The 13,116-nt window shown below is 59.2% G+C and carries 13 protein-coding genes; 5 read left to right on the top strand and 8 right to left on the bottom strand.

The annotated features are described in order from the left end of the window. Positions 1-7: 7 nt before the first annotated feature. The 4 genes from SIB72_RS08845 to SIB72_RS08830 form a co-directional block, all read right to left on the bottom strand. Positions 8-2,395: a CsoS2 family carboxysome shell protein gene (locus SIB72_RS08845; RefSeq protein ID WP_413743662.1), complete on the bottom strand. Its 2,388-nt coding sequence runs from the start codon at positions 2,393-2,395 to the stop codon at positions 8-10. 99 nt (positions 2,396-2,494) lie between these two features. Further along, complete coding sequence (locus SIB72_RS08840) at positions 2,495-2,836, bottom strand: ribulose bisphosphate carboxylase small subunit (RefSeq protein WP_115120777.1); 342 nt, start codon at positions 2,834-2,836, stop codon at positions 2,495-2,497. A 59-nt stretch (positions 2,837-2,895) separates the two neighbouring features. After that, positions 2,896-4,311, bottom strand: a complete 1,416-nt coding sequence (locus SIB72_RS08835; RefSeq protein WP_115017058.1) for a form I ribulose bisphosphate carboxylase large subunit — start codon at positions 4,309-4,311, stop codon at positions 2,896-2,898. A gap of 68 nt (positions 4,312-4,379) precedes the next feature. Next, positions 4,380-4,691: a BMC domain-containing protein gene (locus SIB72_RS08830; RefSeq protein ID WP_006169870.1), complete on the bottom strand. Its 312-nt coding sequence runs from the start codon at positions 4,689-4,691 to the stop codon at positions 4,380-4,382. A 347-nt stretch (positions 4,692-5,038) separates the two neighbouring features. On the opposite strand from SIB72_RS08830, the gene SIB72_RS08825 reads away from it, so the two are divergent. Next, a complete protein-coding gene (locus SIB72_RS08825) occupies positions 5,039-5,623 on the top strand; it encodes a non-canonical purine NTP pyrophosphatase (protein ID WP_413743661.1) in 585 nt (194 codons plus the stop codon). Between the two features lie 54 nt (positions 5,624-5,677). Here the strand turns inward: SIB72_RS08825 and SIB72_RS08820 are convergent, their stop codons facing one another. Continuing rightward, positions 5,678-6,463, bottom strand: a complete 786-nt coding sequence (locus SIB72_RS08820; protein WP_413743660.1) for a BMC domain-containing protein — start codon at positions 6,461-6,463, stop codon at positions 5,678-5,680. A 95-nt stretch (positions 6,464-6,558) separates the two neighbouring features. On the opposite strand from SIB72_RS08820, the gene SIB72_RS08815 reads away from it, so the two are divergent. The 4 genes from SIB72_RS08815 (at position 6,559) to bchL (ending at position 11,438) form a co-directional block, all read left to right on the top strand. Next, positions 6,559-6,957, top strand: a complete 399-nt coding sequence (locus SIB72_RS08815) for a hypothetical protein (RefSeq protein WP_115017064.1) — start codon at positions 6,559-6,561, stop codon at positions 6,955-6,957. A gap of 578 nt (positions 6,958-7,535) precedes the next feature. Further along, positions 7,536-8,810, top strand: coding sequence for a ferredoxin:protochlorophyllide reductase (ATP-dependent) subunit N (locus SIB72_RS08810; protein ID WP_115120774.1), 1,275 nt, complete (start codon positions 7,536-7,538; stop codon positions 8,808-8,810). Positions 8,811-8,814: 4 nt separating this feature from the next. After that, positions 8,815-10,395, top strand: a complete 1,581-nt coding sequence (locus SIB72_RS08805) for a ferredoxin:protochlorophyllide reductase (ATP-dependent) subunit B (RefSeq protein WP_413743659.1) — start codon at positions 8,815-8,817, stop codon at positions 10,393-10,395. Between the two features lie 152 nt (positions 10,396-10,547). Further along, positions 10,548-11,438 (top strand): ferredoxin:protochlorophyllide reductase (ATP-dependent) iron-sulfur ATP-binding protein, encoded by an 891-nt coding sequence (bchL, locus tag SIB72_RS08800; protein ID WP_115120772.1) that lies wholly within the window; start codon positions 10,548-10,550, stop codon positions 11,436-11,438. A 15-nt stretch (positions 11,439-11,453) separates the two neighbouring features. On the opposite strand, the gene SIB72_RS08795 is transcribed toward bchL, so the two are convergent. The 3 genes from SIB72_RS08795 to psaM all read right to left on the bottom strand — a co-directional run bounded on the left by SIB72_RS08795 (position 11,454) and on the right by psaM (position 13,085). Beyond that, complete coding sequence (locus SIB72_RS08795; protein WP_413743658.1) at positions 11,454-12,404, bottom strand: protochlorophyllide reductase; 951 nt, start codon at positions 12,402-12,404, stop codon at positions 11,454-11,456. Between the two features lie 67 nt (positions 12,405-12,471). Then, entirely contained in the window at positions 12,472-12,825 is a 354-nt protein-coding gene (locus tag SIB72_RS08790; protein ID WP_244281634.1) for a hypothetical protein, read from the bottom strand. Positions 12,826-12,980: 155 nt separating this feature from the next. Then, the gene (gene psaM, locus SIB72_RS08785; protein WP_115017424.1) at positions 12,981-13,085 is read right to left on the bottom strand and encodes a photosystem I reaction center subunit XII; all 105 of its coding nucleotides are present in this window, start codon (positions 13,083-13,085) and stop codon (positions 12,981-12,983) included. Positions 13,086-13,116: the final 31 nt, after the last annotated feature.

Genomic DNA, 13,116 nt, shown 5'->3' with positions numbered 1-13,116 from the left:
GCGTCGATCAGCCCCGTGCGCCGCCGGAGACGGTGATCAGGGATCCTTTTTCGGTGTTACCGCTGGAACCAGTGACGCGACTCACAGGCCATTCAGTCTCTTCATTGCGCTTGCGCTCAAAAGAGGACATGGCACTCATGGGGCCTGGACGGCTGGGGTTGCGACGGCGGGCAGAAGCGCCTTCAGTGCCCGTGACGTGCTCACCACGATCCCAGTCATCTCCTGTGACCTTGGTGGAGGATCCCTCACCAGTCACCCTGGAGGTCGGCTTGGCTGCAGGCTCACTCACCACAGCGACGGTGGGCTGAAACTGACGCTGCTGACGGTCCTGAAATTCGCGGTTATCGAAGCGAAACTGCTCCGTTCCCGTCACCTTGCCGCCAGCCATATCAAAAGGGCCAGTAATCCGATTCCCCTGCTCGTAGCTGGTACCGGTCACTCCCGATTGAGCTTCACGGCCCTGCTGAGCAGCACGGGCGGGAGAGGTCACACTGAAGCGTGTCCAAGCCGCACCATCCACGGTCTGTCCGTGGGTGTCAGTGCCTGCGGGAGCATCGGCACCACAGGCTGATGCCAGTTGGTCGGCGCCGATATACGGCGTGCCGGTGACGGCCTCACAGGCGCCACGTTCATCACCGGTCATTACACCGCCGATGCCCGGCTGGAGACCTGTCATCGCAGCGGCAGGGGTGCCAAGACGCACAGGCGTCCGTTCACGAATGGCCTGGACGGCTGGAGTGCCGCAATACTGACCGGCTTGTTCGAGACCCGCATAAGGAGTACCCGTGACGGCTTTGCAGCTGCCGGGCTCATCACCGGTGACCTTCTCGGATCGGCCGGTACGAGTGCCACTCACAACCTGATTGCGATTGGTGATGCTGAAACCAACCTTGGCGGCCTCAGGTTCAGCCTTTGCACCACAGAAAGCATTCACCTGTTCAGCACTGATGTACTGATCACCGGTGACGCGATGGCAGGAACCGAATTCATCACCGGTCACTTGGGAGGAACGACCGACCATGGTGCCTGTGACGCCGGTGCCGGAGAGGGTGTCGGACAGGCCGACCTTGGCGGCGGGGCGACCTTCGGGCAGGGGATCGGAGCCGAGATACTGATCGCCTGTGAGATTGCGGTTGGCACCGGCTTCATCGCCGGTCACACTGGCGGAACGCCCAACCATCACACCGCTAACAGGACGACCCTGCTCGGTGAGGCTGTGGCCCACCTTGCGGGGGGACGTGCTGCCACCGCCGCAGTAGGAAGCAGACTGGTTGGCAGAGATGTATTCAGTGCCGGTCACGCTCTTGCAGGTGCCGGGCTCATCACCGGTGACCTTCTCAGAACGACCAACCTCATTACCAGTGACCCGATTGCCGTGGCTGGTGGCGGTGATGCGCACCTTGGCGGGGGTGGTGGGCTCGGGGGCGGATTGGCAGAAGGTCTGGAAAACCTCGGCTCCTAGATACTCCGTTCCTGTGATCGAGCGACAGGTGCTGGCTTCGTTTCCGGTGGTCTTCACCGAACGGTTGGCCTGGGTGCCGGTGACCGTCTGACCGGAGGTTGTGGTGCTTTCGCCCACCTTCCAATGGGCATCCACCGCGGCGGCCTGCTTGGCACCATGGCGATTGGGGCCTGTGGGGCGGGTCACACCAGCACTTTGCTTGTTACGTGCTCCTGCTTTGGTGCGCAATTCACGCACCTGCTGGGCCAGTTCACGGCTGGTCAGGTCGGGATTGGCCTGACGGGCCACCGCAGCAGCACTGGTGGGCTGCTTGCCGGCGGTCTTGCCGTGCTTGGCCATGGCTTCACGCCGTGCCAAAACAAGGGCTCGACTGGGATTTTCAATGGCTCGCCGCTTGGGACTAGCGGTTCGACGCTCGGCTGAAGCGCGGCGATCACCGGAGCGATTACTCAGCTCAACAGTGACTGCTGGACGGGCTGGGGAGCCTTTTGCTGCAGAACGACTACCGCCACAGCCACAGTCTTTCTTCGACGCATCAACCGCCACTGGAGCAGCCTTGGTCTGACGAGCAACATCGGCGCGATTGCGATCACTGCTCTTGTCGGCTGTCTTGCCTCTGCGGGAGAGGGCTTCACGACGAGCCAGCACAAGATCACGGCTGGGGTCGCGCTTGACCTTCACCGTCGAACGAGAAGAAGAGGAAGCAGCACTTGTCAGGCCCTGAGGACGGCGCGGAGCAACAGCGACGGGTTCAGGACTGCTGACGGGGGCCGGTGCTTCGGAAGCATTGGCATTGGTGCGGGTCTGACGCGCATCTGAGGCGTTACGCACACGATTGGCGCTGCCTGTTGCTGCAACCGACGCCTTTTTACCGGCGGTGGTCAGCGCTTTACGGCGCTCAAGTGCGAGTTCGCGACTAGAAAGTCTTGCCATGTCCGCCAGAGGGTGTCGTCGTGAAGTGAAGGGATGAATTCCCTTCGAAAAAAGTTGAGCCCTGATGAAGGTCAGGGCTCGGAACCATTGGTCGAGGGATCAGCGACCCTCGAAGACCACGAAGCAAGAACCCTGGCTTTGGGTGTATGCGTCGTAACCGACGATGCGCACGTGATGGTCGGGGTAAGCGCGATGGCAAGCCTCGAGCTCACTGACCACAACGTTGAGGTCCTTCTCACCGAAGAAGGGCAGTTTCCAATAGGACCAATAGATGGCCATGGAATTGCTGGGATGGACGTGCTCGACGAGCGGGCTCCAACCCTGGGCAATGATGTAAGCGATCTGGTCGTAGATCTCGTCCTGGGTCATCGGCGGAAGAAAGCCGAAGGTCTCCAGGGTGGCGACTGTTTGGTAGTCACCCACGGTGCTCTGGAAAGGCATGGGGATCCTGGGTGTAAGAAAAAGGGATGGCCGGTTACATCAACCGGCCGAAGAAACGATCAGTTCTGAACGTCGAGCTTGTCGACAGTGTCGAACTCGAACTTGATCTCCTTCCAGGTCTCGAGAGCGATGGCCAGCTCGGGGCTGTGCTTCGCGGCTTCCATGAGGATGTCGCGGCTTTCCTTCTCGATCTCGCGACCGGCGTTACGTGCCTTGACGCAGGCTTCGAGGGCGACTCGGTTGGCAGCCGCACCAGCAGCAGAGCCCCAGGGGTGACCGTGGGTACCACCACCGAACTGGAGAACGGAGTCGTCACCGAAGATGGCAACCAGTGCGGGCATGTGCCACACGTGGATACCGCCGGAGGCAACGGCGAAGACGCCAGGCATGGAACCCCAGTCCTGATCGAAGAAGTTGCCGCGGCTGCGATCTTCAGGAACGAAGGACTCGCGCAGTTGATCGATGTAGCCGAGGGTGGTCTGACGATCACCTTCCAGCTTGCCGACGACGGTACCGGTGTGAAGCTGGTCACCACCGGAGAGACGCAGACACTTAGCCAGAACACGGAAGTGGATGCCGTGCTTGGGGTGACGGTCGATCACCGCGTGCATGGCGCGGTGGATGTGGAGCAACATGCCGTTCTTACGGCACCACTTCGACAGACCGGTGTTGGCCGTGAAGCCACCGGTGATGAAGTCGTGCATGACGATCGGCATGCCGAGTTCCTTTGCGAACTCAGCGCGCTCATACATCTCTTCGGGAGTGTTCGCGGTCACGTTGAGGTAGTGACCCTTACGCTCGCCGGTCTCCTGCTCGGACAGCTTGATGGCTTCCGCAACGAACTCGAAGCGGTTCTGCCAGCGCTGGAAGGGCTGGGAGTTGATGTTCTCGTCGTCCTTGGTGAAGTCCAGACCGCCGCGGAGGCACTCATAGACAACACGGCCATAGTTCTTACCGCTCAGGCCGAGCTTCGGCTTGATGGTGCAACCCAGCAGGGGACGGCCGTACTTGTTCATCCGGTCACGCTCGACCTGGATACCGTTCGGAGGGCCGTAGCAGCTCTTGATGAACGCCATCGGGAAACGAATGTCCTCGAGGCGCAGGTGGCGCAGAGCCTTGAATCCGAACACGTTGCCGACCAGTGAGGTCAGAACGTTGGTGATGGAACCCTCTTCGAACAGATCGAGGGGGTAAGCGATGAAGGCGTAGAAGGACTCCTTGTCACCAGGGACGTCCTCGATGCGATAGCAACGGCCCTTGTAGAAGTCGAGGTCGGTAAGGAGCTCGGACCACACGGTGGACCAGGTGCCGGTGGAAGATTCAGCAGCCACAGCAGCGGCGACTTCTTCCTTGGGGACGCCTTCCTGGCCGGTGCACTTGAAGCAGGCCAGCAGGTCGGTGTCGAGGGGAACGTAATCAGGAGTCCAGTAAGTGTCCCTGTACTCCTTAACCCCAGCGTCGTACTTCTTGCTCATGGAATAACTCCGTTAGTCGGTAAAGGAAGTTGAGATGCGCGACCTCGTCAGAGGTTCAGCGACTGATCTCAGTCCTTCTGGCCGAGGAAGTTGCCGTTGCCCAGAGCAGGCTCAACTTCACGGTGAGGGCGGGCAATGATGTGAGCAGCCACGAGGCCGTCGCCGACACGCTCGCAAGCATCTGCACCGGCACGCACTGCGGCGTTCACAGCACCGGTTTCGCCACGCACCAAAACGGTGACGTAGCCACCACCGACGAATTCACGACCAATCAGGCGCACTTCGGCAGCCTTGGTCATGGCGTCAGCAGCTTCGATCGCGGGGACCAGGCCGCGGGTCTCGATCATGCCGAGAGCGATGCCCATGGTTTCGTTAGCCATTGCCTACCGAGGAAGGGGGTGGAATGTTCGCCGCTGAGACTGCTGTGTCGAGAGGCGAAACGTCAAGGGATTTGCCCCATCTCCGGCATCACCGTCCATGCTGAACGCCATAAGCGGGACTAATACCCCTGTCACCGACTGTTCGAAAGGGCTGTTGGTCTCTGGGTGTCCGACTGCAAACATTCGCTTGCAAAAGTCTCCGTCATGCATAAGTTCACACTTGGAGCCAGTGCCCTGCAGCCAATGCAGGGGTGGAATGTTCAACCCTTTCTGACTCCCGCGCGACCGAAATTCAGACCCGACCCCTACCGCTAACCCTCACAATGGATGCCTGATTCCGGTCTCGCTTGGGAGTTCCCGTTCTCACCATTGCCAGTGGCAATCCCTGCAAAGTGAGGGAAATTGAGCATATGCTCGGTCCTCTGGAGGTTGTCGTTCAACGCCAACCCTCCGATCTGGACGTTGAGGAAACCGGTCAGAGCTATCTAGAGAATGCCCGACTGAAGGCTGAGGCTGCTGCATTGCGGACAGGGACCTGGTCCCTTGCCGATGATTCAGGCCTTGAGGTGGACGCCCTGAGTGGAGCTCCAGGCCTCTATACAGCCCGATTTGCGTCCAGTGACGCCGAGAAGCTGGACAAGCTGATTGCAGCACTTCACAACGACCCCTACCGCACAGCCTGTTTCCGCAGTGCCATGGTGCTGTGCGCTCCGGACGGCACCTGCGTCGAAGACTCAGAAGGGGTCTGCTGGGGGGAGCTGCTGCACACACCGGCCTATCCCAATGCCGGGATCGAATCGCTGTTCTGGGTGCGAGAAGCCCGCTGCAGCTATGGCGAACTCAATGATGTCCAACTGGCCCGTCTGGGCAGCCGAGGCAAAGCCGCTAGGGGTCTGGCCCCAAGATTGCGCCGACGGCTTGGCTTGGACTAAGTGATTGGACTGAGTCAGGCCCCGAAAGGGTTCAGAGCAACCAGAAGCGCCTCTTCAGCGCATCGAAGAGCGAAGGTTGACCATCTCAATTGCGCGCATTGCAGCAGCAGCAGCCTCTTCAACGTCACCCTCTCGCCCAGCAAGGGTGAGGCGACCGAAAGCACCGACGGCCTTCACATCGACCAGGGTGATATTCGATGACTTTTCGGCTTCATTGGCAGCGATCAGCACGTAACCCGCTGGCTCCGTTTCCAAGATGAACATGCTCATTCCCGCCTCAATCATCGAGCCGCGGCGGTTCTGACGGTTAATCAGCACCGCATGGTCCGGAGTGATCGCTCGGATCACTTCAGTCCAGCTCACATCGACAGGATTGCGCTGTTCGACAGAGCTACCGATCGCTTCGAGAACAACATCACCGGAATGTAAAACCGTGCTCTGATCACGGTGATACAGAGCCATCGAACCGAAGGCTCTCTCCACCACCATTTGACCGAGACGGACATTGCTGGCCTTGAGCGCAATGTCGGTGACACGGTGAACGGCCATACCGGGGGAGACCTCCATCCACAAGCAGGCGTCACCCGGAATGGGCAGAAAGCCTTGGCTTACGGAGCCCATATAGGCCGCCAACTGAGGCTGAAGCGAGTCGATGAAGACATAAGTGCGCAGTTCAATCGACTGCACATGGCTGTTTTGACGGGACAGCCTGGGTGATTCGCTGTCGGTGGTGACCACACAGCTAGCTCCGCCGGCAGAGGGATGGACCTCCGTTCCGGTGACGAGAGCGCTTCCGCCACGTCGCCGCTCCCTGGCATCGAAGCCGGCGAAACGATTCATGGCGCGGATCTTACCGGAAGGAGATCAACAAAGGAGAGTTCAAAACTTGCGTTGTGTGATGGAGCCGATACCGTCCACGCATCAGCTTTACGTCTATGGCTTCCGCCAAGCAAATCCCAGTTCAGCCAAGCGATCTCACCAACGAGCTCAATGCAGAACAGGCTCTGGGCCTGGTGAGTTATGGCCTGATGCAACGGCTGACCAACGATGGGCAGATCGATCTGCCCTGGTTAGAGGCCCCCAATCGGAGCCATGACGATTGTCTTCGTCAACTGCGTCAGCGCCTTGAACTCACAGCTCTGGCGATCGACACCGGGGCTCCGCTCACCACCGCCGAAGTGAGCATGCTTCTAGGGGCGAGACCTGGTGCAGAGACTGTGGAGCGCGGTGGTCTCAAGGCCAGAAAGGTCAGTCGCAACGTCTGGCGTCTCAGCCGCATTGATGACCCATCTGGCGGCAACTTCAGAGACGACCGTTTCCGTCGCCGCCTCTGAATGCCTTCATGGCCTGGGGCGTCATGAGTCGCCCTTTGCCTCACCCTCTGCCGCAGCATCGATCTGATCATCGGAGAGCTGATTGGAATTGGCATGCTCATCTGGTCGTGCAGCCACAACGGGTGCCACCTTCTGCTGCAACTGATTCGATGCCTGCTTCAGGGTGAGCGACTTGTCTTTGCGCACCCACTCCCCTTCGGCCGCCTCCAGCTTGGCTAGGGCCTGACGCAGTTTCTCCCCCGCTTGTTCCCCATCGCCAACGGTGGACTCAGGCCTGAGAGCCCCACCTCGCTCGAGGCAATGTCCACATCCATGCGGCTACACAGACCGCCTCGCCAGCTTGATTTTGGTCGTTTGTGGCTGCTTGTTGCGCGGTCTACTCACATGACCTCCAGACCGCAAGGGCGAGGGCCAGGGCTGCGGGTAGCAGACGCCGAGACGCCATGCGCGCATGAGTGAATCACTCGAAAGCTAGGCACGTTGTTCATACGGTTCCTGAACTGATCCCGAAGAGTTTTGGTGAGATCAGCTCACCAGCGATAAGCGAGGCAAGGTGTAGGAGAAGGCTCCTGAATGGGATGAGCGCAAACCTGCTGAAGGAAACCGGACCGCGCGAGGTGTTCTGCGGCCTCACATCGATCGTTTGGCTTCATCGGCGCATGCCGGATGCCTTCTTTCTGGTGGTGGGTTCCCGCACCTGCGCCCATCTGATCCAGAGCGCCGCTGGGGTGATGATTTTCGCTGAACCGCGTTTCGGAACAGCGATTCTGAGCGAGCGAGATCTGGCAGGACTGGCCGATGCCCATGAGGAACTAGACCGTGTCTGCTGCGAACTGCTGCAACGCCGGCCGGAAATCCGGACCCTCTTCCTGGTTGGGTCCTGCCCAAGCGAAGTGATCAAACTCGACTTGGCCCGAGCCGCTGAGCGGCTCAACGAGGAACTTCAAGGCCGGGTGCGGGTGGTGAACTACTCGGGCAGCGGCATCGAGACCACCTTCACCCAAGGAGAAGATGGCGCCCTGGCTGCTTTGGTGCCGCTGCTTCCCGCCAGTGACGAACGCCAGCTCTTGCTGGTCGGCACCCTGGCAGATGCCGTTGAGGACCGGCTGATCCACCTGTTTGGCCGCCTCGGCATTTCAACCATTCGCAGCCTGCCGCCACGGCAGTCCACCGAGCTACCTGCCGTCGGTCCTGGCACCACCGTGCTGCTGACCCAACCCTTCCTGACCGAGACAGCGCGACTGCTCAAGCACCGCGGCGCCACCGTGCTAACGGCCCCTTTCCCTCTGGGAGCCGAGGGGAGCAGACGTTGGATGGAAGCAGGCGCCGCCGCCTTCCATCTGCCCAAGGAACGGGTTGCAGAGGTTCTCGACCCATTGGAGGAGAGAGCCCGAATCGCTCTGCGCCCCCATCGAGAGGTTCTCGAAGGGAAGCGCATTTTTCTGCTTCCAGAGTCACAACTTGAACTTCCTCTCGCACGCTTCCTGCAAAGGGAATGCGGGATGGAACTAGTTGAAGTGGGAACCCCTTACCTGAACCGTGACCAGATGGCAGAGGAATTGGCGCTGCTTCCCGAGGGCACACGCGTTATGGAAGGACAACACGTTGAACAGCAGCTTGACCGAGTGCGCGAACACAAACCCGATCTGGTGGTCTGCGGCATGGGTCTTGCCAATCCACTGGAAGCCGAAGGAATCGCGACCAAATGGTCTATCGAGCTTGTGTTTAGTCCAATCCATGGCATCGATCAGGCCGGAGATCTGGCCGAGCTCTTTTCCCGTCCGCTCCGTCGCCGGCAGCTGATTCATCCGGGACTGCACCCGATCAACCCCGACCAACCCGTGCACGCCTAAACCGATGCAACTCACGCTCTGGACCTACGAAGGCCCCCCTCACGTCGGCGCCATGCGCATTGCGGCCTCCATGGAAGGAGTGCATTACGTGCTGCATGCGCCTCAAGGAGATACCTATGCCGATCTTCTCTTCACGATGATCGAGCGACGTGGCAAACGGCCACCCGTGACCTATACGACTTTTCAGGCACGTGATCTGGGAGGCGACACCGCAGAACTGGTCAAACGCCATGTGCGTGAAGCCGTGGACCGATTCCAGCCCGATGCGCTGCTGGTGGGAGAAAGCTGTACCGCTGAACTGATCCAGGATCAGCCGGGAGCACTGGCTCAGGGCATGGGCTTGACGATGCCCGTGGTGAACTTGGAGCTACCGGCTTACAGCAAAAAGGAAAACTGGGGGGCCGCTGAAACCCTCTATCAATTGGTGCGCAACCTGCTGAAAGATCAGGTTCCATCGCAGCCCAGCCATGACCCCAACGCCTGGAAGGCGGAAGGTCGTCGTCCTCGCGTCAATCTGCTGGGCCCTTCGCTGCTGGGCTTCCGCTGCCGCGATGACGTTCTGGAAGTGCAGAGACTGCTCACCATGCATGGCATCGACGTCGGCGTGGTCGCACCGCTCGGAGCTGGAGTCGAAGACGTCCTGCGTCTGCCGAAAGCAGATCTGAACGTGTGCCTCTATCCCGAGGTAGCCGAATCAACCTGCAGCTGGCTGGAACGCAACTTCGGCATTCCCTTCAGCCGCACAGTGCCGATCGGAGTTGGGGCGACTCACGACTTCCTTGTTGAAGTTCACAGATTGCTGGGGATGGAGCCGCCTTCCGCTGAGGAGGGCTATCGGCGCTCACGCCTGCCCTGGTATTCCGAGTCCGTGGACTCCACGTACCTCACCGGTAAACGCGTCTTCATCTTCGGGGATGGGACCCATGCCCTTGCCGCAGCAAGAATCTGCAAGGAAGAGCTTGGTTTCACCGTGGTGGGATTGGGCACCTACAGCCGTGAGATGGCACGGCCTGTTCGGACAGCGGCGAAGGAACTGGGCTTAGAAGCATTGATCTGCGACGACTACTTAGCAGTGGAAACCGCCATGGCGGAGGCCGCCCCAGAGCTTGTGCTTGGAACCCAGATGGAACGCCACAGCGCCAAGCGGCTCGGCATTCCTTGCGCGGTAATCAGTACACCAATGCATGTGCAAGACGTCCCGGCGCGCACCAGCCCACAGATGGGCTGGGAGGGAGCCAATGTGATCTTCGATGATTGGGTTCATCCCCTGATGATGGGCCTTGAAGAGCACCTCATTGGCATGTTCCGTCACGACTTTGAGTTCGTGGACGGCCACCAAAGCCATCTGGGCCATTCCGGCGGATCCGGCGCCGGCGTCGACACCAAAACAGCAGAACACACGACCGTCGAGGTTGATGAACATGCGTTGATTTGGACTGACGACGGTGAGGCCGAATTAAAGAAAATCCCCTTCTTCGTGCGTGGCAAGGTTCGGCGCAATGCCGAGGCCTATGCCCTCCAGGTGGGCTGCAGGGAAATCAACAGCGAGACGCTGTATGACGCAAAAGCCCACTACAAAGCATGAGCAATTCCACTCAATTATTTTCAATCCATCCGAAGAAAAAATGTGCAGAGATGGCAACAGAACAGGTAGATCTTTCAATTTCTTGGTGAAAACCGGCAAGGACACATCCGCTGCTGTTGAATGAAATTGACTCCTCTTGAAAAGGTCGCTTCATGACCACGACCCTGACGCGACCAACCGACGGCGAAGGCAGTGTGCAGGTCCATCAGGACCCTGCGCTGAACATCCAGGAAGAGACCTTGGTGATTGCCGTCTACGGCAAGGGCGGCATCGGCAAATCGACAACCTCCTCCAACCTTTCAGCGGCTTTTTCAAAGCTGGGCAAACGGGTGCTTCAGATCGGCTGCGACCCGAAGCACGACAGCACCTTCACCCTTACCCACAAGATGGTGCCGACGGTGATCGACATCCTCGAAGAGGTTGACTTTCACAGCGAAGAGCTGCGGCCTGAAGACTTCGTGTTTACCGGCTTCAATGGTGTGCAGTGCGTTGAAAGTGGCGGCCCCCCGGCGGGGACGGGGTGCGGCGGCTACGTCACCGGCCAGACGGTAAAGCTGCTCAAGGAACACCACCTCTTGGAAGACACCGACGTGGTGATCTTCGACGTGCTTGGTGATGTGGTGTGTGGCGGCTTTGCAGCCCCGCTGCAGCACGCCAACTACTGCCTGATCGTAACGGCGAATGATTTCGATTCAATCTTCGCGATGAACCGAATTGTGCAGGCGATTCAGGCCAAGGCCAAGAACTACAAGGTGCGTCTTGGGGGCGTGGTGGCCAACCGTTCGGCAGACACCGATCAGATTGACAAATTTAATTCGCGCACCGGCCTGCGCACCATGGCCCACTTCAAGGATGTCGACGCAATCCGCCGCTCACGCCTGAAGAAATGCACAATCTTCGAAATGGATGATGAAGACGAGGCGGTGCAAGCCGTCCGCAAGGAGTATCTGCGCCTCGCTCAGAACATGCTGGACAAGGTCGAACCCCTCGAGGCCATCTCACTCAAAGACAGGGAAATCTTCGATCTACTTGGTTTTGACTAATCAAAAGGTGAGCCTTTAAAGGCCCACCAACTGCATCGATAGATCCCAGACCAGTTCGGCCGTGCGTGGATCCGTGGCTTTGTCAGATAACTCCTGGCTGAACTGTTCTCCATCCTTCTTCTGACGATTACCCCAGCTCCAGTGCACGCCTGAAACACCAAAATCAGGATCGGCCACCACCTGAGCAACACGCTCTCCCGCCAGAGACTGCGTCACATAACCTCCGGTGATGTTTTTCTGGAACCAAGGGAAGATCTTCCGAAACGCCCTCGGAGTGTTCCGAAACAGTGGCGTATCTGCGACACATCCTGGATAGAGGGAACTGAACACAATTCCAGTGTCATCGTGAAGTCTTCGATGCAACTCCTGGGTTGTGATCATGTTGCAAAGCTTGCTGTCCTTGTAAGCCTTACCAGGCTTAAAGGACTTACCACTTGCCATAGTGATCGGCGCTTTAAAGCCCTGCTCGAATCCAGAAAGGTCACCAAGGTCCGCCGGTGCAGGGATAGGAATCTTGCCACCAAGTTCCTTGGAATTCGCCGTGACAGTGCCAAGAATGACGACACGACGCGATGGATGCTTCGACTGCTTCAAAGACTCCATCAGCATCTGGATCAACAAGAAATGGCCAAAGTGATTGGTGGCCATGGAGATCTCATAACCCTGGGGCGAACGCTCAGGCTGTTTGAGGCGTGGCTTGTAAACCGCTGCGTTGCAGACAAGAGCATCAATGGGTCCAAGAGTCGACACGGCACGACGGACGCTGTCGAGATCACCCAGGTCCATCTGAATGTGACGGACACGATCCTTGGGGATTTCGAGTGCATCCGCAGCACCGGCGGCACGCTGAGGGGAGCGATTGGCGGTGATCACACTCCAGCCCAGGTTGGCCAGGGCCTTCACGGCATTGAGCCCTACGCCAGAAGTCGTTCCAGTCACCAGAACAACACCAGGGGTTCCGGTCATGAGCTCTTCTCAGAAGGCGACAGTATCGCTCCGCAGTGAAGCGTCTGAAGGGTGGTGGTAACGAAACTCAGCGCCAGATCACCCGCAGCCGGTTCGGTGCGATCCACTGATCCTGCTCATCCATCAAGCGCCGATCGCCACCAAGCGTGAACAGTCGATCGAAGCGTTGCTGAAGGTTGCGCAACTTCCCGGTCTCAACGTCCACAACGGCAGCAAGCTCACCATGACGCTCAAGGCGCTCCTGATAAGCGAAGGACAGGGTGACCAAGCTGATCGCCCCCACAGTGACGAGGCCAAATTTCACGCCTAGCGCCAGGAGGCTGCACAGCTTTTCCCGTCGTTCAGTCTGGAGTTGCAGCACAGCTGCAACGGTGGCCGCATCAGGGGAGGCGGCCACAATCCGTGGATCCTCAGCACTGATGTGAGCTGGAGCAGGGGCCGAAGCTCCTCGCCTTAAACGACGACGACGACGTGAAACAGCACCAGCCGTTGACGTTGGCAAAGGGATGGATCGGATTCCCGCTTGTAACGCGGTGAGAAGGCCTTGCCAAGGGGGAGCAGCCCCCCCTGAAACGATCAGGCGCGATAGAGACTGACGCAGAGACGCATCGCCAGCACACCAGCGTGGGCAGCCACCACGAGAGCGATGAGCACTTCTGACTGGGTAATAGAGGTGGCCATGGAATCCCTTTGAAACGCTTCCATTGTTCCT

This window comes from Synechococcus sp. MIT S9451 (genome assembly GCF_047304725.1).
GTDB lineage: Bacteria > Cyanobacteriota > Cyanobacteriia > PCC-6307 > Cyanobiaceae > Synechococcus_C.
Note: the sequence above shows the minus strand (reverse complement) of the source record. Positions and strands in the feature narration are given on the sequence as shown.